The organism is Corynebacterium sp. KPL2830, assembly GCF_040225635.1.
In the GTDB taxonomy this organism is placed as follows: Bacteria; Actinomycetota; Actinomycetes; order Mycobacteriales; family Mycobacteriaceae; genus Corynebacterium.
On sequence record NZ_JBEHFR010000001.1, the window covers coordinates 98501 to 119345 of the forward strand.

At 59.5% G+C, this 20845-nt stretch carries 19 protein-coding genes; 16 read left to right on the top strand and 3 right to left on the bottom strand.

The genetic code is table 11. The features are described 5' to 3' along the window. Positions 1-16: 16 nt before the first annotated feature. Both ABRP87_RS00460 and ABRP87_RS00465 read right to left on the bottom strand, forming a co-directional pair. A complete protein-coding gene (locus ABRP87_RS00460; protein ID WP_349867045.1) occupies positions 17-1132 on the bottom strand; it encodes a quinone-dependent dihydroorotate dehydrogenase in 1116 nt (371 codons plus the stop codon). 3 nt (positions 1133-1135) lie between these two features. Further along, positions 1136-2188: an NHL repeat-containing protein gene (locus tag ABRP87_RS00465; protein WP_349867047.1), complete on the bottom strand. Its 1053-nt coding sequence runs from the start codon at positions 2186-2188 to the stop codon at positions 1136-1138. A 66-nt stretch (positions 2189-2254) separates the two neighbouring features. Between ABRP87_RS00465 and ABRP87_RS00470 the strand changes: the two genes are divergently transcribed. The 9 genes from ABRP87_RS00470 (at position 2255) to ABRP87_RS00510 (ending at position 11987) form a co-directional block, all read left to right on the top strand. Next, positions 2255-3109, top strand: a complete 855-nt coding sequence (locus ABRP87_RS00470; RefSeq protein ID WP_051138371.1) for an undecaprenyl-diphosphate phosphatase — start codon at positions 2255-2257, stop codon at positions 3107-3109. Positions 3110-3142: 33 nt separating this feature from the next. Further along, positions 3143-4381 carry a cysteine--1-D-myo-inosityl 2-amino-2-deoxy-alpha-D-glucopyranoside ligase gene (gene mshC, locus ABRP87_RS00475; protein WP_239268130.1) on the top strand — a complete coding sequence of 413 codons (1239 nt, stop codon included), beginning with the start codon at positions 3143-3145 and terminating at the stop codon, positions 4379-4381. Positions 4382-4405: 24 nt separating this feature from the next. Beyond that, positions 4406-4789, top strand: a complete 384-nt coding sequence (locus ABRP87_RS00480; protein WP_023022364.1) for a hypothetical protein — start codon at positions 4406-4408, stop codon at positions 4787-4789. A 124-nt stretch (positions 4790-4913) separates the two neighbouring features. Then, on the top strand, positions 4914-5636 hold the full coding sequence (locus tag ABRP87_RS00485) for an HAD family hydrolase (protein WP_023022362.1): 723 nt from the start codon (positions 4914-4916) through the stop codon (positions 5634-5636). 43 nt (positions 5637-5679) lie between these two features. Next, a complete protein-coding gene (locus ABRP87_RS00490) occupies positions 5680-5943 on the top strand; it encodes a phosphoribosyl-ATP diphosphatase (protein ID WP_349867050.1) in 264 nt (87 codons plus the stop codon). 43 nt (positions 5944-5986) lie between these two features. Further along, positions 5987-6832 carry an ATP phosphoribosyltransferase gene (gene hisG / locus ABRP87_RS00495; protein WP_023022358.1) on the top strand — a complete coding sequence of 282 codons (846 nt, stop codon included), beginning with the start codon at positions 5987-5989 and terminating at the stop codon, positions 6830-6832. A gap of 111 nt (positions 6833-6943) precedes the next feature. Further along, the gene (aspA, locus tag ABRP87_RS00500; RefSeq protein ID WP_023022356.1) at positions 6944-8503 is read left to right on the top strand and encodes an aspartate ammonia-lyase; all 1560 of its coding nucleotides are present in this window, start codon (positions 6944-6946) and stop codon (positions 8501-8503) included. Between the two features lie 359 nt (positions 8504-8862). Continuing rightward, positions 8863-10170 carry an anaerobic C4-dicarboxylate transporter gene (locus tag ABRP87_RS00505; RefSeq protein WP_239268126.1) on the top strand — a complete coding sequence of 436 codons (1308 nt, stop codon included), beginning with the start codon at positions 8863-8865 and terminating at the stop codon, positions 10168-10170. A 149-nt stretch (positions 10171-10319) separates the two neighbouring features. Continuing rightward, positions 10320-11987, top strand: coding sequence for a formate--tetrahydrofolate ligase (locus ABRP87_RS00510; protein WP_349867052.1), 1668 nt, complete (start codon positions 10320-10322; stop codon positions 11985-11987). Positions 11988-11993: 6 nt separating this feature from the next. Here ABRP87_RS00510 and ABRP87_RS00515 read toward each other — a convergent pair whose 3' ends face one another. Continuing rightward, entirely contained in the window at positions 11994-12821 is an 828-nt protein-coding gene (locus ABRP87_RS00515) for a RecB family exonuclease (RefSeq protein WP_023022351.1), read from the bottom strand. Positions 12822-12867: 46 nt separating this feature from the next. Between ABRP87_RS00515 and ABRP87_RS00520 the strand changes: the two genes are divergently transcribed. The 7 genes from ABRP87_RS00520 (at position 12868) to ABRP87_RS00550 (ending at position 20841) form a co-directional block, all read left to right on the top strand. Continuing rightward, complete coding sequence (locus tag ABRP87_RS00520) at positions 12868-14121, top strand: M18 family aminopeptidase (RefSeq protein WP_239268122.1); 1254 nt, start codon at positions 12868-12870, stop codon at positions 14119-14121. Between the two features lie 28 nt (positions 14122-14149). Further along, positions 14150-14986 carry a tRNA (adenine-N1)-methyltransferase gene (locus ABRP87_RS00525; RefSeq protein ID WP_239268120.1) on the top strand — a complete coding sequence of 279 codons (837 nt, stop codon included), beginning with the start codon at positions 14150-14152 and terminating at the stop codon, positions 14984-14986. A gap of 82 nt (positions 14987-15068) precedes the next feature. Continuing rightward, the gene (gene arc / locus ABRP87_RS00530; RefSeq protein WP_023022344.1) at positions 15069-16649 is read left to right on the top strand and encodes a proteasome ATPase; all 1581 of its coding nucleotides are present in this window, start codon (positions 15069-15071) and stop codon (positions 16647-16649) included. Beyond that, on the top strand, positions 16634-18178 hold the full coding sequence (gene dop / locus ABRP87_RS00535; protein ID WP_023022342.1) for a depupylase/deamidase Dop: 1545 nt from the start codon (positions 16634-16636) through the stop codon (positions 18176-18178). The genes arc and dop overlap by 16 nt, the downstream gene beginning before the upstream one ends. A 31-nt stretch (positions 18179-18209) precedes the next feature. Then, entirely contained in the window at positions 18210-18401 is a 192-nt protein-coding gene (locus ABRP87_RS00540) for a ubiquitin-like protein Pup (protein ID WP_005279201.1), read from the top strand. A 38-nt stretch (positions 18402-18439) separates the two neighbouring features. After that, on the top strand, positions 18440-19819 hold the full coding sequence (pafA, locus tag ABRP87_RS00545; protein WP_349867128.1) for a Pup--protein ligase: 1380 nt from the start codon (positions 18440-18442) through the stop codon (positions 19817-19819). Between the two features lie 35 nt (positions 19820-19854). Further along, the gene (locus ABRP87_RS00550; RefSeq protein WP_023022336.1) at positions 19855-20841 is read left to right on the top strand and encodes a helix-turn-helix transcriptional regulator; all 987 of its coding nucleotides are present in this window, start codon (positions 19855-19857) and stop codon (positions 20839-20841) included. Positions 20842-20845: the final 4 nt, after the last annotated feature.

Genomic DNA, 20845 nt, shown 5'->3' on the forward strand with positions numbered 1-20845 from the left:
GCTATCTAATGAGCTGCTAGTTTATTGCCTTCCACGGCAGGTTGGAGCCTACTGCCTCAGAGATATTGCTTAGGCCATGGGCGCGAATCTGCTTGGCGATGCCCCTGTGAATATCCCGAATCCAGTCCGGACCACCGTAGATGAGCCCGGTATAGCCCTGGAGAAGGTTGGCACCTGCGGCAATCCGCTCCCACGCCTGTTCTGGGGTCGTAATGCCACCGACGGAAATAAGGACAAGCTGCGAGCCCACGCGCGCGTTAAGGCGGCGGAGTACCTCTAAGGAGCGCTCGGCCACCGGTGGGCCGGAAATGCCACCGGCACCAAGGGCTTCTACCTCCGCGCGGGGAGTGTTAAGCTCCTCGCGGGAGATGGTGGTATTGGTGGCGACGATGCCGGCAAGGCCCAGTTCCACGGCGAGATCGGCGACGGCATCGACATCGGCATCCGAAAGGTCCGGCGCGATTTTGACCATGACGGGGACATCGGTGGATTCTTGCACGGCGCGCAGGATGGGGCGCAGCGATTCGACCGCCTGCAGGTCACGCAACCCCGGAGTATTGGGGGAGGAGACATTAACCACCAGGTAGTCCGCCAGACCGCCTAAGACGGACGCGGAGCGGCGGTAATCATCCACGGCGCGTTCGGCCGGGGTGACCTTGGTTTTGCCGATATTAATCCCGATGACGTCGTTGTACCGGCGCTTGCGCAGGTTCTCTGCCACGGCGGCCGCACCCTCATTATTAAAACCCATCCGGTTTAAGATGGCGGCATCTTCTTTGAGGCGGAAGAGGCGGGGAGTCGGGTTTCCCGGCTGCGCCTGTGCCGTGACGGTGCCCAGTTCGGCGTAGCCGAAACCAAGGGGAGACCAGGCATCGGCGGCCGCGGCGTTCTTATCAAAACCGGCCGCAAGGCCGAGCGGGCGCGGGAAGGTAATCCCGCACACGTCTTGTTTCAAGACTGGATCGTTGACCGGCAGGACGCGGCCGAGCGCGCGATTGGCGGGACCTGCCGTGTGCAGGCCGTGCAGCCCAGAATTGATAATGCCGTGGATGCGCTCGGGGCTGAGGCGAAACATCCCGCGCAGCGCCAGCTGATAGGCGCCTTTGCGCAGCGAATCGAAGGTCGAAACCATGGATTAAGACTCCTTTGCCTTTGTCAGGTGTGGATCCGCCACGAATTGCAGCCCCTGGCCGGATGCGGAGGCAACCACGATGGTGCCATTGGATAGGGCGGTCATATTTTGGGCATCGGCAAGCGTGGCAATCTCGCCGCGGGATTCGGGAACGCCCTTGTCAATGGAATAGGCGTGCGCGATGTTGTTATCGGTGGTGGTAACCCACGCGAGCTCGCGCGAATCATCCCAGGCCACCGCCCAGGGGGTGCCGTCTACCACGCCGTATTGGTGCAGGCGGATGACGTCATCGGAGGTATAGACCGCGATCCGGTCGCCCTCGGTATCGGAGGCGAGCACGACGCCGTTGTCACCTACCGCGATTTGGCCGACACCCTGGCCAGCGCGCAACCGCCCGCCGGCGCGATCGTTGGGCCAATCGATGTTTTGGATGGTGGAATCCGAACGTTGAATACGCACAATCCCGTCGTCGCCGTCCGCGTTGGGAACGGCGAGCATCTGGTCCGAGCCGGCCTCTACGGATATCTCGCCGTCCCGCGTGCCATCCTTGTACCGGCCGACCACAGCGGAGTCGTCAGCGGTGACAAAGACCTCGCCGGTCGAAATCTGGGTAGCGGCGGTGACCTGGAAGTCCTCATCCATGTTGATTTCTTCCGGTGATTCCGGCGCAGAAGGATCGATGAGCAGGACCTTATCCGGGCAGGCCAAGACGAATCCGGATTCAGAAGAGCTTAAATCGCCGCAGGTGGAATCGATATCGATGCTCTTGGCCTTCTTAGCAGCAAAGTCATCCTGGCTGCCAATGCGCACCTGGTCCGCGGTGCGAACAGCAATCGTATCCTTCACCGCGTCCAGATCCGTGATGTCTTCATCGAAGTCGATGACCGTGCCGGCTGGATCGGTGTCGCTCGGAGAAGCAGCCGGGGTGGCATTGCCCGTTACTGCGGTTTCGGGATCACCGCCTACGCCCACGGTGGAATCGCAGGCGGCCAGCGCAGCAGTGGAGAGTGCTAGCAAGCTGGATAGTACGAGTGTGGAGCGGGATCGTGATTTCACGGATACTTATCCTAACAGCGCGCGTTGCGATTTCCCGAAGCCGTGCGCGGCGGTAGTGTATGGCGGGTGATTTCTGATACCGCGACCGAAGCAGTTTCTTGGGCACAAGTTATCGTTTTATCCATTGTGCAGGGGCTTACGGAGTTTCTCCCGGTAAGCTCCTCTGGGCACCTGCGCATTGTTTCCGAGCTCTTTTGGGGCAACGATGCCGGTGCTTCCTTTACGGCCGTCATCCAGCTCGGCACCGAGCTTGCCGTGCTGGTCTATTTCGCCCCAATGATTTGGCAAATCCTCTCCGGATGGCTCCGCGGGTGGACCAACCCCGCCTCGCGCGGGCAGGACTGGCGCATGGGCTGGATGGTCATCGCCGGTTCCATTCCCATCGGCGTTATTGGGTTGGTTTTTGAAGATGCCATCCGCGGGGCGCTGCGCAACCTGTGGATCACCGCTGCGATGCTGATCCTTTTCTCCTTCGTCTTCATCGCCGCCGAGCGCGTGGGCTCCAAAAAGCGCGGTTTTGAGGAGCTGACGATGAAAGATGCCATCATCATGGGCCTGTGCCAGTGCCTGGCGCTGATCCCTGGCGTTTCGCGTTCGGGCGGCACCATTTCCGGTGGTCTTTTCTTGGGCCTCGACCGCGAGGTGGCCACGCGCTTTAGCTTCCTCCTGGCCATTCCGGCGGTGCTGGCGTCGGGGCTTTTTTCGCTTCCTGATGCCTTCGCGCCCGAAGCCGGCCAAGCCGCGTCCGGCATGCAGCTGCTCGTGGGCACCGGTATCGCTTTTGGCTTGGGCTACGCCTCGATTGCGTGGTTGTTGAACTTCGTGGGCAACCACTCCTTTGCATGGTTCGCGGCCTACCGCATCCCAGTGGGCATCCTCGTGATGATTCTGCTGGCCTTGGGGGTCCTACAGCCCATTTAAATCGCCCCATAAGTTCGCGTTAGGATAGGTGCCATGCATTCTTGGCCAACACCTACTTATAGTCGCGTCCCAGGCGATGCGGCGCAGCTCTATCTCTACGACTCCGCGAATCAAACCAAGGCCCCCGTGCAGGTAAAGGGGGATACCGCCACCATGTACGTGTGCGGCATTACCCCGTATGATTCGACCCACTTGGGCCACGCAGCCACCTACCTCACCTTCGACCTGATCTACCGGCAGTTCCTGGACGCTGGCAAGAAGGTCAATTACGCGCAAAATATCACCGACGTCGATGACCCACTCTTTGAGCGCGCGGAGCGCGACGGCGTTGATTGGCGCGAACTCGGCACCTCCCAGATCGACCTTTTCCGCTCCGATATGGAACTTTTATCGGTCATTCCGCCGCAGCACTTCATCGGCGCCATGGAAGCAGTCGATGAGATCGTGGACATGGTGCAAAAACTATTGGATAACGGCGCCGCTTACGTGGTCGATGACCCGGAGTACCCCGATGTGTATGCCTCCATCGATGCCACCGAGGAATTTGGCTACGAATCCAATTACTCGATGGAACAGATGCAGGAATTTTTTGCCGAGCGCGGCGGCGACCCCGACCGCCCGGGCAAGAAGCACCCCATGGATGCCCTGATTTGGCGCGCCCACCGCGAAGGCGAACCGGCGTGGGAGTCTCCCTTCGGTCCCGGACGCCCCGGCTGGCACATCGAGTGCTCTGCTATCGCCACCAATTACTTGGGCAGCACCTTTGATATCCAAGGCGGCGGCAGCGATCTGAAGTTCCCGCACCATGAATTCTCCGCCGCGCATGCAGAGGCCGCCTTGGGCGTAGACCGCATGGCGCAGTTCTACGTCCACACGGGAATGATCGGCCTCGACGGCGTGAAAATGTCCAAGTCCCTGGGCAACCTGGTCTTCGTCCACAAGCTCGTGGAGCAAGGCGAAGATCCCTCCGCCATCCGCCTTGGCGTATTCTCCGGCCACTACCGCGCTGAGCGGGACTGGTCCGATGAGGTGCTCGACCAAGCCAAGACCCGCCTGGCCATGTGGCGCTCTGCCCTGGAAAGCCCTGGGTCCCTGTCGGCTGCGGAAGGTGCGGTAGCGGGGCTTCGCCAAGCGCTTGCCGATGACCTCGATACCCCCACCGCGCTGCGCGTCATCGACGATTGGGCAGGCAGTAACCGGGGTGAAGACGAGGAAGGTGCTGCGGAGTTAGTGCGTACAGCACTTAATTCGCTGCTCGGCGTGCAGGCCTAGCCAACTTAGGGCAATATCGACAGCATGAGCATTCGCGCAGATTTCCAACCCACCGTTGATGAGTTCATTGCTGATCTTAAGTCCTTCGCCACCGGCGATTACCTCAAGGACGAGGAAAAAGAATTCTGGGAGGCACCGTTTAACGCGGCGGTCCTACCAGAACTCAAAGGCCACCTCGAGCAGATGTTGGATGGGTTGGACGGGCTGCCGGACGATCCTGATGGCGGCCAGCTCGCCGCGGTGCTGAATAAGACCGTGCAAAAACTCGCCACCTTCAATCGCAAGCAACACGATGCGGTGGTGGAGCCGGAGGAAAAGGAAGAAATCGCCGAGCTGATGTACAACGCCTCCGCGGCTACCGGCGCCGATGATGAGGCGCTGTCACAGATCCCAGAGTTGGACTTCTAGGCCCCTTTACGGCGCCAGCCCGCCGTGGATAGATTCCTAAGGTGAAGTTGATTGATCACCGCGCAGCGCGAATATCCCCCTCGTTGAGCCGTAGTTCTATGCCGGAATAGCCGGTGGAGTGTGTATGACCACAGTGAGTGATTCCCAGTCTTTGTCCCGTCCCGCGGCGATTTTCTGGGATATGGATGGCACCTTGACCAACTCGGAGCCCTTGTGGGGTGAGGCGACGTACTATCTTTCGGAAGTGCTGGGCAAGCGCCTGACAGCCAGACAACGCATGGATACGGTGGGGGCTACCTTTCCTACGACGCTGCGCATTTGCGCTGATAATGCGGGAGTTTCCTTGGGCGAAGGCGACGTCGAAGCCTATCGGCACAAGATGTTTGATTATGTGAAGACACTTTTTGCTGGCCGCCTAGAAATCTTTCCCGGGATCCCTGAGCTTTTAACCTCGCTTCGCCAAGACGGCATGCCGATGATGGTCACGACGAACACGGATCGCGACGTCGCGGACGCTGCCATCGCGGTAATAGGCCGCGAACATTTCGTGGACACTATTTGCGGCGATGAAGTTCCCACTGGCAAGCCCGCCCCGGATATGTACTTGGAAGCAGCCCGGCGCCTGCAGCTTGATCCAGCTCAGTGCCTTGTGTTTGAGGATTCCCCGGCAGGTATGCGCGCTGCCGTGGCCGCGGGATGCACCGTTATCGGTTTGCCCGAGGATGAAGGCGTGGAAGTGCCGGAGGGGGTAGTGGAGATTTCCCGGCTGCGCGATTCTCGCCACCTCGCAGGCGCGCGCCATGTAGATGTCTACGAGTGGTTCCGAGCTATCCAGGAAATGAAATAAAACCCTTCGCATTGACTGCTTACCTGTGGAACAATAGGTAGTTGTGAAGGATTTTGAGACACTTTTTGCTGAGCTACTACACAAAGCAGACCAGAAGCCAGAGGGTTCTGGGACCGTCCAGGCGCTGGAAGAAGGCGCCCATCATATTGGCAAAAAGATCATCGAAGAGGCGGGCGAAGTATGGATTGCCGCCGAATACCTGTCCGATGAGGAACTGGCGGAAGAAATGTCGCAGCTTATCTATTGGACGCAGGTCATGATGATCAAGCGCGGCCTGCGGCCTGAAGATATTTATAAATACCTATAACTTGTTGCCCACCTGCGGTGGAGCAGACTTCCTGGAGAACAGCATGATCAAAATTGCAGTACCAAATAAAGGTTCCCTATCAGAAGCGGCTTTAGAAATCCTTGGTGAGGCCGGTTATAAGGGGCGCGGCCACTCCAAAACGCTGAACGTGGTGGATTTGGACAATGGGGTGGAGTTTTTCTTCCTCCGCCCGAAGGATATCGCGATCTATGTCGCCCGCGGTGTGCTTGATCTGGGGATTACGGGGCGCGATTTAGCGCTCGATTCCAACGCCCAATTTAAAGAGGTCCTCTCACTTGGCTTCGGTGACTCAACATTCCGCTACGCCGCACCCCAAGGAGAGGGGTGGGATATCTCTCACCTGGAGGGCAAGCGTGTGGCAACGTCGTACCCGAATTTGGTCCGACAAGACTTGGCGGAGAAGGGGATTTCCGCCGATGTGATCCGCCTCGACGGCGCGGTGGAAATATCCATCCACTTAGGCGTAGCCGATGTTATTGCTGATGTCGTGTCAACTGGTACTACGCTGCGGCAGCAGGGTTTGGCGCCCTTTGGTGAGCCCATTGTGAGCTCGGAAGCTGTTGTCATTAAACGCCACGATGCAGAGGTGACGCCAGAAGAGCAGGTTGTATTGGGCCGCATCCAAGGTATTCTGCACGCCCGCACCTACCTCATGATCGATTACAACATTGCAGAAGAAAATCTAGATAAAGCAGCTGGTGTTACTCCGGGCCTGACTGGCCCAACGGTTTCACCGTTGGCGCGTCAAGACTGGGTGGCGGTGCGTGCGATGGTTCCGCAAAAAGAAGCCAACCAGATTATGGATCGACTTTCCCAACTCGGTGCGGAGGCAATTTTGGCTTCCGATCTCCGCATTGCCCGCTTTTAGGGGGAGTATTAAATTCTTGGTCGTCCCAACTGGGGCGAAACGTGGCTACCATTGGCGCTTGAGATTATTCACTCGGACATCATTCTCGACAGGCAAAGGAGCCGCGCCATCATGGCAAAGTCGTCTAAGAAAGAAGAAAAAGACACTAAGTCTGCCGCAAAGCAAGCGGAGAATAAGCAGGAGGATAAGACCACTCATTCTGCACAGAAAAAGGTAGCTGAGCAGAAGCAGCCAAAGACGTCGAGCAAAAACACTCGTACGGAAACCGATCTGATCGGTGACTTGGAAATTCCCGCTGATGCTTACTTTGGTGTCCACACCGTCCGCGCGATGGATAACTTCCAGATTTCCTACGTGACCATTAACACCATTCCGCACTTCATCCGCGGCATGGTGAAGGTCAAAAAGGCTGCCGCGATGGCCAACCGTCGCTTGCACGTGCTGCCAAAGAAGAAGGCAGAGGCCATCATGTGGGCCTGTGACCAGATCTTGGATGAGGGTCGCTGCATGGACCAGTTCCCGCTCGATGTATTCCAGGGTGGTGCCGGCACCTCGTTGAACATGAACACCAATGAGGTCGTTGCCAACTTGGCCCTTGAGCACTTGGGGGAGGAGAAGGGCTCCTACGACATCATCAACCCCAACGACGATGTCAACATGTCCCAGTCCACCAACGATGCTTACCCAACCGGCTTCCGGTTGGGCCTGTACGCTGCCATCGATGACCTCATCGTGCGCATCGACAGCCTGCGTTCCGCATTCCAGGACAAGGGTAATGAGTTCCAAGACATCCTGAAGATGGGCCGTACCCAGCTGCAGGATGCCGTCCCCATGACCTTGGGCGACGAATTCAAGGGCTTTGCTAATAATCTGAACGAGGAACAGGCCGTTCTGCGCGATGCACAGAGCCGCTTGCTGCAGATCAACCTCGGCGCAACCGCCATCGGTACCGGTGTTAACACTCCAGCCGGCTACCGCCACCAGGTAACCGCCGCATTGTCGGAGGTCACTGGCCTGGAGATGAAGACTGCGAGCGACCTTATCGAGGCTACCTCTGACTGCGGTGCCTATGTATTCTTGCACTCCGCCATCAAGCGCGCTGCCATGAAGCTGTCCAAGATCTGTAACGACCTGCGCCTGCTGTCCTCTGGTCCGCGCGCTGGCCTTGGCGAGATCAACCTGCCAGCCCGCCAGGCAGGTTCCTCCATCATGCCGGGTAAGGTCAACCCAGTCATCCCAGAGGTTGTCAACCAGACCTGCTTCAAGATCTTCGGCAACGACCACGTCGTGACCATGGCTGCAGAGGCAGGCCAGTTGCAGCTCAACGTGATGGAGCCGGTCATCGGTGAGGCGCTGTTCCAGTCCATCCGCATCATGGGCAACGCGGTTGATGCCCTGCGCGAAAAGTGCGTCACCGGGATTACCGCTAACGCCGACGTGTGCCGCCAGTACGTGGAGAACTCCATTGGTATCGTCACCTACTTGAACCCATTCATTGGCCACCACAACGGTGACGAGATTGCCAAGGAATCCCTCAAGACCGGCAAGGGTGTCAAGGAACTCGTCCTGGAGAAGGGCCTTCTGGATGAGGCAACGCTGAACAAGGTTCTGTCGGTAGAAAACCTGATGCACCCAGAGTTTCGCGGTCAGCTTTTCCTCGATGACAACTAAGTAAAGTTCGCGAGCCGGAGTGCTGCATGAGGTGGGCGATGCCCATCCTCATGGTGGTGCCCACCATTCCGCACACACCGTGCTGTTTTTCCGTGGAAAGCGGAAAAGTACTCCATGGTGTGTGCGGTCTCTTTCGTGAATGCCTGAGCTAACGTCTCCCGTTTCCATAGTGCAGCGGCATGGAAATATACCGAACGGTTTATAACGCGAGGTAGAACACATGTGGGAAGCAACACAAACGGGCAGAATGCGTAAATAAAACAACATATTCAAGGCAAAATAGAAATGTAAGGGTGGTCCACGACCGGCATGCTGATGTGTGTCCACCACGTGTAGTTGAGAACGTGTGGAGTGTATCCATGGTTATTATTCATATTGTCATCGTTCTCGCGGCCATTATCTTAGGTGCGAGAATTGGGTCCATAGGCATCGGCATGGCCGGTGGCCTAGGCGTTCTCCTTTTGGGCGTTGCGGGAGTTCCCGTAACTAGGGAAGACATTCCGTTCGACGTCATCGCCATCATTATGACGGTGATCGCGGCCATCGCCGCGATGCAAAAGGCCGGCGGCATGGACTATTTGGTTCACGTGGCCGAGAAGTTCCTGCGCAAAAACCCCAAGAAGATTACGTTTTACGCACCCATCGTGACCTGGTTGATGACGGTCTTAGCTGGTACCGGGCACACCTCCTTTTCCACGCTGCCGGTCATCGTTGAGGTGGCCAAGGAAGGAAAGGTTCGCCCGTCGCGCCCGCTATCTATCGCGGTCGTCGCCGCGCAGATGGGTATTTGTGCCTCGCCGATTTCTGCTGCAGTTGTCATCCTGGCTGGTCTGCTTGAACCTATGGGGGTGGGGTACCTCCAAGTGCTCGGCGTGTTGATTCCAGCTACCTTTTTGTCCATCTTCCCCGCAGCTTGGCTGGCCAATAAGTTTGGTAAGGAGCTGGAAGATGACCCTGTGTACCAAGAGCGCAAGGCGCAGGGCCTGGTCAAAGAGCCGATTGGTGCTAGCAAATATGAGCCCAAGGAAGGCGCTAAGTCTTCCGTCGTTATCTTCCTTATCGCCATCGTTATCGTCATGGCATGGGCTACCATTTCTTCCGAACAAGTTGGGCTCATCACGGATCCAACGCTGCCGCGCAATGAGGCGATTATGACGGTCATGCTTTCGGCCGCGACGATCATCGTGCTCAAGACCAAGATCCCGGCCGCTGACGTCCTCAATACCCCGGTATTTAAATCGGGCATGTCCGCCTGCATCTGTGTGCTGGGTGTCGCGTGGTTGGGAACCACCCTTATCAACCACTACTTGGACGATATTCAAGCCTTGGCTGGTGACGTCATTGAAGCTTCGCCATGGTTGCTGGCAGTGGTGCTCTTCTTCGCCGCAGCCCTGCTGTACTCGCAGGCTGCTACCACCAAGGCGCTCATGCCCGCCGCGTTGGCGTTGGGAGTAAGCCCGGTTACCGCTGTGGCCGCATTCCCGGCAGTTTCTGCTCTGTTCATCCTGCCTACGTACCCCACGTTGCTGGCAGCAGTCGAAATGGATGATACGGGCACGACCAAGATCGGCAAGGCCGTATTCAACCACCCATTCCTCATCCCTGGCGTGGTCAGCATCGCCGGTTCCGTGCTCCTTGGCTACGCACTCGGCGCGGTAATCATTTAGCGAGTCCTCTAGCTTGCACTCCCAGTGGCGTCTTCTCCGCGGAGAGGGCGCCACTTTTATGTGGAAGCTCCACCATAAGAAATGTTCCGTCTCACACTTCATACCCCCATGCGACTTGGCTTATGCCAGAAATCGGTAGGGTAGGTGCCATGACTACGCAGCCATCCGATGTTGAAATCGCACAAGCCCATAACCTGCAGCCGATTGGGGAGATCGCAGCCAAAGCAGGCATCCCCGAAGATGCAGTAATTCCCTTTGGTTCCACGAAAGCCAAGGTGGATATCACCAAGGTGGACTACGCCAAAGACAAGCGCGGCAAGCTCGTGCTGGTGACAGGAGTCTCCCCAACACCTGCTGGCGAAGGTAAATCCACGGTGCTTATCGGCTTGACCGATGCGCTGGATCAGATCGGGAAGAAGGCTATCGTGGCCCTGCGCGAGCCATCCCAGGGCCCGGTCATGGGCATCAAGGGCGGCGCCGCGGGTGGCGGTTACGCCCAGATTGTGCCGATGGAGGATATCAACCTGCACTTCACCGGTGACTTCCACGCCATTGCCGCGGCAACGAATACGCTGGCGGCCATCATCGACAATCACATCCACCAGGGCAATCAGCTGGGCATCGACCCGCGCCGCGTCACTTGGCAGCGCTGCGTCGACGTGAACGACCGCGCACTGCGCAATGTGGTCACTGGGCTCGGCGGCTCTGCGCACGGCGTACCGGCAGAAACTGGCTTTACCATTACGGCCGCCTCCGAAATCATGGCCATTTTGTGCTTGGCGACGAGCCTCGAAGACCTCAAGCAGCGCCTAGGCGATATCACCGTCGGCTTTACCTATGACCAACGCCCAGTGACCGCGCGCGAGCTCGATGCGGAAGGCGCGCTGACCGCGCTGATGCGCGATGCTTTGAACCCAAACCTCGTGCAAACCCTCGGCGGGGTTCCCGCACTCGTGCACGGTGGTCCTTTCGCCAATATCGCGCACGGCTGCAACTCCTTGCTGGCGACGCAGACCGCGCTGCAGTTCGGCGATATCGTGCTGTCTGAAGCCGGCTTCGGCGCAGATCTTGGCGGCGAGAAGTTTATGGATATCAAGTCCCGGTTTGGTGACCTGGACGTGGCCGGCGCGGTGGTTGTGGCGACGATTCGCTCGCAGAAGTACAACGGGGGCGTTGCCAAGGACAAGCTCACCGAGGAAAACCTCGAGGCGCTGCAGAAGGGCATCGTCAACCTTGAGCGCCACGTAGAAAACCTGCGCAAGTTTGGGATCAAGCCCGTCGTCGCGCTGAACCTCTTCTGGTCCGATACCGAGGCGGAGCGCCAGTTCATGCGCGATTGGGCTAAGGACTTCGGCGTGGCGCTAGAAGAGGCCAACGTCTGGGCCGAAGGCGGCGCGGGAGCGACGAAGCTGGCCGACACCCTGTTGGAGAACCTCGAGGGCGGCGCGCAGCAGCTCTACGATCCAGAAGAAGGCATCGAGGCCTCCATCGAGACCATCGCCCGCGAGATCTACCGCGCGGACCGCGTGGAATACGGCTCCAAGGCCGTGAAGGACTTGCAGTACATCAAGGACAATGGCTGGGATAAACTGCCCGTAGTCATTTCCAAGACGCAGTATTCCTTCTCCGATGAAGCAACGGCATTGGGTGCCCCGGAAGGACACACGCTGCACGTGCGCGAGCTGCTGCCGCGCACCGGTTCCGGGTTCATTGTGGTGCTGACCGGCAACGTGATGACCATGCCGGGCCTGCCTAAGAAGCCGGCGGCCAATAATATCGACGTCGCCGCCGATGGCACGGTATCCGGACTGTTCTAAAAGGAGCTAATCCGCCGCGGAGCCCGGCCACCCCGGGTACTCCGGCGGCGTGCCGCCAAATTCGGGGCAGATCGCCTGATGCGCGCACCAATTACAGAGCTTGGAGCGCTTCGGGCGAAAATCCCCGGCGCGCCCATCGGCCTCAATCTTGGCCCACAGTTGGCCTAGATCGCGCTCGAAGTATTCGAGTTCTTCCTGGGTAGGAGCTAAAAACATCGAGTCCAGCACCTTGAGATACATCAGCCGCAGTTGGTGAGGGATGATGCCCAGCAGGCGCCAGTACACCAGGGCGTAAAAGCGCATCTGGAATTGGGCGCTCTGGGAAAACCGGGGTGCTGGTTTCTTTCCCGTCTTATAATCCACGACGCGCACCTCGCCGGTGGGGGCGCGGTCCACGCGGTCAATAAACCCGCGCACGGGTACGCCATTGGGCAGGACCGTATTGACATACATCTCGGTTTCTTGGCAGTCGAAGCCCTGCGGGTTTTCCATCTGAAAATAGCCCTTGAGCAGCTCGCGGGCGGCGACGAAGAAGTCATACGTCTCTTCTTCGGGCACGAGCTCGAGCAGTTCAGCGTCCTCTTCTGTCATCGCGGCCCAGCTCGGTTTGATCATCTTTACCGCTGCTGGGTAGGTGCGCTCTTCACGCGGGAGCTTATGCGTTTCTTCTAGGACCGCGTGGACCAGGGTTCCCTTAACTTGGGCGATGGTCTTGGGCTCGGGAATCTTGTCGATGGCCCGGAAACGGTAGAGCAGCGGGCACTGCTGGTAGTCGGAGGCGCGCGAGGGCGACAGGGCAAGGGGACGGGGGCGGGGAGTTGATGTAGTAGCCATGGTGTATCTAGCCTATCGCTGATCGTTTCGTGGCAAGCTAGAAGGCATGAGTTATACCGATAAGTTCCTTGATTTCTTGGCGGCCTCGCCGTCGTCGTACCACGCCGCGCATGAGGTAGCGCGCCAGCTGCAAGAATCTGGCTTCCAGGTTCAGGATGAGCGCGAGGACTGGTCGGCCGCACCAGGCGGGCACGTCATGGTCCGCGGCGGTGCGGTTGCCGCGTGGTACGTGCCGGAAGGCGCCGATAAGAACTCCGGTTTCCGCATCGTTGGCTCGCATACTGATTCGCCGGGGCTGGCGCTCAAGCCCACGCCCGATTTTTCGGCTGTAGGTTGGCAACAGGTCGCGGTGGAAATCTACGGCGGTGCCTTGCTGCACACGTGGTTTGATCGTGAACTTACCGTCGCCGGCCAGGTGGTGACCACGGATGGGCGCCAGCACCTCGTGAATACGGGTCCAGTCCTGCGCCTTCCTTCGCTGGCCATTCACTTGTACCGCAAGGATGAGTTCAAGCCGGACCGCCAAAAGCACATGCAGCCGGTGCTGACGGTCGGCGATGAAGAGGCGTCGATCCTGCAGGTGGTGGGGGAGCAGGCGGGCATCGCCAAGCAGGATATTGCTTCCTTCAACCTGATTACCGCCGATGCCGCCCGGGGTGCCGTCTTTGGCGCGGGCGAAAAGTTTATCGCGGCTGGCCGCATGGATAACCTATCTTCGGTGCACGCCTCGCTGGAGGCCATGCAAAGCGCTGCGCAGGACTATGACGGCTCCGATATTTTGGTCATGATGGCCTTTGACCACGAGGAAGTGGGCTCGAGTTCCCGCTATGGTGCCGCCGGACCGATCCTGCAGGACGTGCTAACCCGCACCGCCCGCGCGCTGGGGGCTAATGAGGAAGAGCGATTCCAGATGTTCGCTCGCTCCAGCTGCGTGTCTGCCGATGCCGCGCACTCGGTGCACCCCAATTACGCGGATAAGCACGACCCCACCCACCAGCCGATCATTGGGCAGGGCCCAGTGACCAAGATCAACGGCAACCAGCGCTACGCCTCAGATGCACAGACGATTGCTCTGTGGGAGACCGCGTGTGCCAAGGGTGGGGTTCCGGTGCAGCGTTTCGTGGGCAATAACGATGTGCCGTGCGGCTCGACCATCGGCCCGATTACCGCAACGCGGCTGGGTATCGACACCGTCGATGTGGGCGTGCCGATGCTGTCGATGCACTCCGCGCGCGAGATGGTGGGCGAGCAGGACCAAATATGGCTCTCGCGGGCTCTTGAGGCATACTTGAAGGGTTAGTACCCACAACCTCGAGGAGTTTTGCGGCATGGCTTATTCTGGCCCCTTTTCCTATGGCGACCGCGTGCAGCTGACGGACGCCAAGCGGCGCCACTACACGGTCATTTTGAAAGAAGGAGGCCAGTTCCATTCCCATAAAGGCATAATCAACCACGATGACATCATGGGGATGGATGAAGGTTCCGTCATCGAGTCCACCCTGGGCTCGTCCTTCCTGCTCTTCCGCCACCTCATGGTGGATCACGTCTTATCGATGCCGCGCGGTGCCGCCGTCATTTATCCCAAGGACGCCGCACAAATCTTGGTCGAGGGCGATATCTTCATGGGCGCCCGCGTGCTTGAGGCCGGTGCGGGCTCCGGCGCCTTGTCGATGTCCCTCCTGCGCGCCGTGGGCCCCGAAGGCCACGTCTATTCCTATGAAATCCGCGATGATCACCTGGAGTACGCGGTCGATAACGTCGAGGAATACTTTGGCGCTCGCCCCGAGTGGTGGTCGCCGCGCCTAGGCGATCTCGGTGATGTCACCGCTGAGGACCTCGGTGGCCCCGTCGACCGCATCATCTTGGACATGCTGGAGCCTTGGGAGAACCTGGAGACCGTGCGCGATCTGCTGATCCCTGGCGGCGTGTTCATGACCTATGTGGCAACGGTCCCGCAGCTGATGAAGGTCATGGAGGGCATCCGTGAGCTACAATGCTTTACCGAACCGAAGGCGTGGGAATCCCTCGTGCGCGAATGGAAGGTAGAAGGCTTAGCCACCCGCCCGGAGCACCGCATGAACGCGCACACCGCATTCCTAATTTGGACTAGGCGGCTTGCCGATGGCGTCACCCCACCGCGCCCCCAGCGCCGCGCCCGCAAATAAGGTGCACAGTTTTAAGTACACGGGTGTAATTAAATACTAAAGTGGCCTCGCTCATACCTTGTCGCGCGTTAAAGTGGTGTGCATGGATGAAGCCACGGATAATAAGCGGCAACTCAGCCAGCTTGCTGCGCGCAACCAAAAGCTGGTGGAGCTACTACAGAAATCGCGCGCCGAGCTCGAGCAGTTATTTGCTGAGGTCAATGCGCTTGCAGAGCCAGCCTCTACTTACGGCGTCTTTTTGGCCTACTCGCCGCACCAAAGCGAGGTAGGCACCACCGCGGAGGTCTATACTAACGGCCGCGTCATGCAGCTCAAGGTCTCCCCCAACGTGGAGCCGGGCAGCCTGCAGGTGGGCCAACAGGTTCGGCTGGGCGATGGCTTCGTGGTCGTCGAAGGCTGCGCCCCAACGAGCACCGGCGAACTTGCCACCGTGGTCGAGCGCTTGGACCAGCGCCGCGCCGTCGTGGCTAATTCCGCGGGGGATAACCGCGTCGTCCTGCTCGCACAGGCGCTGCAAGAAAGCGTGCGCGCGGGCGAGGTCGTGCTGCTGGATACCAAGGCTTCCGTGGCCGTGGAAAAGGTGGACCAGGCAGAGGTTTCCCAGCTTTCGCTGGAAGAAGTACCCGATGTGCGCTATGAGGACATCGGTGGCTTGAATGAGCAGATTTCGCAGATCCGCGATTCCGTCGAGCTGCCCTTTATCCACCCCGAGCTCTACCGGCAATATGGGTTGCAACCGCCCAAGGGCGTATTGCTTTATGGCCCACCCGGCTGCGGAAAGACGCTCATTGCTAAGGCCGTGGCGAACTCCCTGTCTACCCAGATGGGGGGAAATGGCTCCAGCTACTTCCTTAATGTCAAGGGCCCAGAGCTGCTGAATAAGTACGTCGGCGAAACCGAACGCCGCATTCGGCTTATCTTTGAGCGCGCCCGCGAGCTCGCCCAGGCCAGCGCGGATCGCCCCGTGGTCATCTTCTTTGACGAGATGGAATCCATTTTCCGCACCCGCGGATCCGGGGTTTCGTCTGATATGGAAACCACCGTCGTTCCCCAGCTGCTGACGGAGCTCGATGGCGTGGAGGGCCTCAGCAATGTGGTCATCATCGGCGCCACCAACAGGGAAGAGCTCATTGACCCCGCCATCATGCGCCCGGGCAGGCTGGATATGAAGGTGCGCATCAATCGCCCCACCAAGCGCGGCGCGCGCGAGATCTTCGCCCGCCACTTCGATCCCTCCATTCCACACGTGGGCGATATTGACGAGCTCATCGGCGATGCCGTAGATGAGCTCTATAGCGATAGGCCTTTTGCCCAGCTGCACTTTAGCAATGGGCAGCGCCAGGTCCTGCACTACCGCGATTTCGTCTCTGGCGCGATGATTGCCAATATCTTGGCCCGGGCTAAGAAGCTAGCCATCAAGGAGGCTTTATCGGACCACGGTGCGCAGCGCGCCGCGGAGGAAGGCGATGGGGGCGTTAAAGGGGGCATCGGCAAGCAGCACCTGCGTGCCGCCATCGCCGCCGAGCAGGCGGAATCGGAATACATGCCCACCTCAACCAACCCCGAGGAATGGAGCAAGATTGTTTCCGCGGATCACGGCGGATCGCGTGTGACCAGTGTGGAACTTTTAAGCGGAAGGAGCTGTACGTGGCCCGCGTGCTAGGAACGGAAACGGAATACGGCATTTCTACGCCGGATTCGCCGGAGGAATCCCCAATCATCACCTCGACCCACGCGGTGGTGGCCTATGCAGCGCTGTACACGGGCGCGCGTTCGCGCTGGGATTTTGCGGAAGAACATCCCTTGCGAGATTCCCGCGGTTTTGACCTCAAGCGCTACGATACGGTTCCCGTGGTAGACCCCAATGCGGTTGGTGTGGCCAATGTTGTCACCCCGAGCGGGGCGCGGTTCTATGTGGACCATGCCCACCCCGAGTACTCGGCGCCGGAATGCACGAATGCTTGGGACGCGACGCTCTATGACGCCGCCGGCGATCACACGCTACTGCAGGCCAGGGATGCCGTCGCTGAGCTGACGGAACAGGGAAAGTCCGTCTTGGCGGACCGGCAGCCGTGCTCGCCGCTGCGGTTGTACAAGAACAACGTTGATGGCAAGGGCGCCAGCTACGGTTCGCATGAAAATTATCAGTACGCCCGCAGCACCGATTTTTCGGTCATGGCCCAGGCGCTGATTCCCTTCTTCGTGGCCCGGCAGGTCGTTATCGGTGCTGGGCGCATGGGCCGCGGGGAGTTTGGGGAGGAACCGGGGTTCCAGATTTCCCAGCGCGCGGACTATATCGAGCAGGAAATTTCCCTGGAAACCACGCTCAACCGCGGCATTATCAATACCCGCGATGAGCCCCATGCCATCCACGATGACTTCGGCCGCCTGCACGTCATTATCGGCGATGCGAATATGTCGCAGACCTCGACGCTGCTGAAATTGGGCATGACCTCGCTGGTGCTCGATGCCATTGAGGCCGGCACGGACTTTAGCGATTTGCGCCTTGCCGATGCCGTCGCGGAGGTGCCCCTGGTAAGCCGCGACCTCGAATTGCGCCACCAGCTCACGCTTGCCGATGGCCGCGAGCTCACCGCCCTCGAGCTGCTCGCCGAATACCGCCGCCGCCTGCAGCCGGAGACTTCCGCCGACCACAAGGTGCTGGCGGCCTGGGACGAGGCGGTAGGGCTGCTTGCCGATGACCCCCTCAAGGCCGCCCACCTCCTAGATTGGGTGGCCAAGTACCGGTTAATCAAGAGCTACCTCGACCGCGGCATCGCCCCAGATGACCCCAAGCTGCGCCTTATCGACCTGCAATATGCCGAAATCGATCCGGCGAAGTCGCTGCACTATGCGCTGGTGCGCAAGGGCCAGATGCGCCAGCTCTTTAGCGCCGAGGACCTGCGACGGGCCGCGGCCGAGCCGCCTACCGACACCCGTGCATATTTCCGCGGGCGCATAACGCAGAAATTCGGCGAAGATATCATCGCCGCCAGTTGGCAAAGTCTCACCCTGCGCTGTGGTAACACAGGCGGGCCATCTCGAAACGGAGTCTGGGCTACCGTGGCCATGGATGATACCCGTGGCCTCACCCGTGCGGACTGCGAAGGCATCATCGAGGGCGCCAGCAGCGTAGAGGAGTTACTTGAAGGGCTTGCTGCCATCGGCATCCAGCCCGAGTATCGTAAGTAATGATCACCTAATATGAGGAAAGGATGACACCGTGTCCACTTCGAATCGCCAGGTCAGTAGCAATAATGGGGGAAATGGCCCCGAGTCAGAGGAAGAATTTACCGCTACCCAGCTCAATATCAACACCTCCGGCACCGATGATCTCTTGGATGAGATCGATGGCCTGCTAGAAAATAACGCGGAAGAATTCGTCCGCTCGTACGTCCAAAAGGGCGGACAGTAGGCGTGGAATCCACCCGTCCCGTTTTTGCTCGGCGGATCATGGGCATCGAAACCGAGTACGGCCTGTCCACGGCGACGCCGAAGAGCCAGCGGGCATTAAGCCCCGATGAGGTTGCGCGCGTGCTCTTCCGGCCGATCGTGGAAAAATACGCCTCGTCCAATATTTTTGCCACCAATGCCAGCCGCCTGTACCTCGACGTCGGCTCGCACCCTGAGGTAGCCACCGCCGAGTGCGATAGCCTCAGCCAGCTCATCGCCCATGAATGCGCCGGTGACCGCGTGATGAACCGCCTGGCCCTGCAGGCGGAAGACGCTTTGGCCGAAGAAGGAAACGAGCGCGCGGTCTACCTTTTTAAGAACAACGTGGATTCCGCCGGGCACTCCTTTGGTTGCCATGAGAATTACCTTATTAGCCGGCACATGGTGCTCAAAGACCTGGGCGTAGCGCTCTTGCCGTTCTTGATTACCCGCCAACTTATCTGCGGGGCGGGAATGGTGCAGCCTGCCAAGGGCGACCAACCCGCGCAATTCCTCTTATCCCAGCGCGCCGATCAGGTATGGGAGGGCGTATCGTCCGCGACCACCCGCTCCCGGCCCATCATCAATACCCGCGATGAGCCGCATGGGGATTCCAAGCGCTTCCGCCGCATGCACATCATCGTGGGCGATTCCAATATGGCAGAGCCCACCATCGCATTGAAGGTCGGCTCCACCCTGCTCATGTTAGAGATGCTGGAGGCAGGCTTCGAGCTGCCCGAACTCGAGATCGCAGATCCAATCCACCACATCCGCTCCATCGCACGCGATGTGACCGGCTCTACGCCGCTGCCGCTTGTTAGCGGGGGAACCATTACCGCCTTGGAGGTCCAGCAGCGGCTCTGCGCGCGGGCGCGCGATTGGCTCGCTCACCGCGAAGATGCCGGCACGCCCACGGCGGAATTAGAACGCGTCGTTGACCTGTGGGAGCGCATCCTGCACGCCATCGAGACCGGAGACTTTTCCGGAGTGAACCGCGAGATTGATTGGGTGATCAAGCTCGAGCTGCTCGAGCGCTACCGCTCCCGCTTGGGCGGTGACTGGGCGCATCCGAAGCTGACGCAGGTCGATATGACCTATCACGATATCCGGCCTGGGAGAGGCTTATATGACGTGCTGCTGCGCCGTGGGATGATCGAGCGCTGGATTGATGATGAGTCCATCGAGCGCGCGGTATCGGCCGCGCCGCCGACTACGCGCGCGGCTTTGCGCGGAAAGTTCCTAGCTGCGGCCGAAGAATGCGGCGCGCACGTGACCGTGGATTGGACGCGGCTGAAGGTTAACCGCCCAGAACCGCGCACCGAGGAACTGCTCGATCCCTTCGCGTCCACCGATCCGCGCGTTGAGGCATTGCTAGACTATATGCACGATAATCACGCCTAGGGCGTGCACATTGAGCACTGGGGAGAGTAGACAACGTGGTGGCATCACGATCCACGCCGAGCCGGCAGGATGCGGCGGTAGAAAGGCTCACCAACCTATCCTTTGCGCTGCAAGGAGCGGCGAATTCGGGTGGTTCACCTGACCGCTCCGCGGCCTGGATCCGCAGCCACGTCGCAGGTTATAGCGATAAGTCCGACGAGGCTTTCACCAAGGCACTGGGCCGCGATATCGCCACCTTGCAACGCGCCGGAGTCCCCATCGTGCACACCGGTGGGGAAGACGGTGTCTCGTACCGCCTCGACCAAAGCAATTACCAGCTCCCGCCGGTGGAATTTTCACCGGAAGAAGCGATGGTGCTTGGCATCGCAGGGGGAGTGGGAACCCCTGGTGGATTGAGCGATTTCTCCCTGTCCGGGTGGACCAAGATTGCCGCTTCGGGGGCCTCCCGCAACCTGGAGGGTGCCCCCGTATATACCGCGGTCAATGACATCACCCGGCTCGCCCCCGAAGTCATCACCTTCGTCCTCGCCGCCGTGCGAAATAAAGTGCGCATCACCTTTTCCTACCGCCCCCATCCGGCGGCTGAGACAGTGCGCCGGACCATGGATCCCTGGGGAGTGGTCAACCACCAAAGTCGCATTTATATTGTTGGCTTCGATGTTGACCGCGCAGCCCCGCGCGTCTTCCGGGCCTTAAGGCTTTCCGATATCAAGCGGTCCCACCAGCCGGCTGAGCACATCGAGCCGACGGTGGACATCGACAAGCTCGTCAAAGAGGCGCTACAACGCGGCGAAAAGGTGGATGCGACCCTGTATATTCCAGAGGGTCAAGCCCAAGAGCTAGAAAGCGTGGGCACGCGCACCGCCGATGGCACCGTAGTGCTTACCGGGGTCCAGAAGGATTGGTTGGTGCGCAGCGCAGCGGGCTATGCCCCAGAAGTAAAAGTGCTCGATCCCCCCGAGGTGCGCACTGACATCATTAATCTATTGCGCGCAGCCGCCAACCACAATGGAGCTGAGTAAACCA

Excerpts from the sequence above, each read along its gene's own strand:
- ABRP87_RS00525 (WP_239268120.1), top strand. The coding sequence starts at position 14,150 with ATGGCTTATTCTGGCCCCTTTTCCTATGGCGACCGCGTGCAGCTGACG.
- ABRP87_RS00485 (WP_023022362.1), top strand. The coding sequence starts at position 4,914 with ATGACCACAGTGAGTGATTCCCAGTCTTTGTCCCGTCCCGCGGCGATT.
- ABRP87_RS00460 (WP_349867045.1), bottom strand. The coding sequence starts at position 1,132 with ATGGTTTCGACCTTCGATTCGCTGCGCAAAGGCGCCTATCAGCTGGCG.
- ABRP87_RS00520 (WP_239268122.1), top strand. The coding sequence starts at position 12,868 with ATGAGTTATACCGATAAGTTCCTTGATTTCTTGGCGGCCTCGCCGTCG.
- ABRP87_RS00515 (WP_023022351.1), bottom strand. The coding sequence starts at position 12,821 with ATGGCTACTACATCAACTCCCCGCCCCCGTCCCCTTGCCCTGTCGCCC.
- aspA (WP_023022356.1), top strand. The coding sequence starts at position 6,944 with ATGGCAAAGTCGTCTAAGAAAGAAGAAAAAGACACTAAGTCTGCCGCA.
- mshC (WP_239268130.1), top strand. The coding sequence starts at position 3,143 with ATGCATTCTTGGCCAACACCTACTTATAGTCGCGTCCCAGGCGATGCG.
- arc (WP_023022344.1), top strand. The coding sequence starts at position 15,069 with ATGGATGAAGCCACGGATAATAAGCGGCAACTCAGCCAGCTTGCTGCG.
- hisG (WP_023022358.1), top strand. The coding sequence starts at position 5,987 with ATGATCAAAATTGCAGTACCAAATAAAGGTTCCCTATCAGAAGCGGCT.
- pafA (WP_349867128.1), top strand. The coding sequence starts at position 18,440 with ATGGGCATCGAAACCGAGTACGGCCTGTCCACGGCGACGCCGAAGAGC.
- ABRP87_RS00510 (WP_349867052.1), top strand. The coding sequence starts at position 10,320 with ATGACTACGCAGCCATCCGATGTTGAAATCGCACAAGCCCATAACCTG.
- ABRP87_RS00505 (WP_239268126.1), top strand. The coding sequence starts at position 8,863 with ATGGTTATTATTCATATTGTCATCGTTCTCGCGGCCATTATCTTAGGT.
- ABRP87_RS00480 (WP_023022364.1), top strand. The coding sequence starts at position 4,406 with ATGAGCATTCGCGCAGATTTCCAACCCACCGTTGATGAGTTCATTGCT.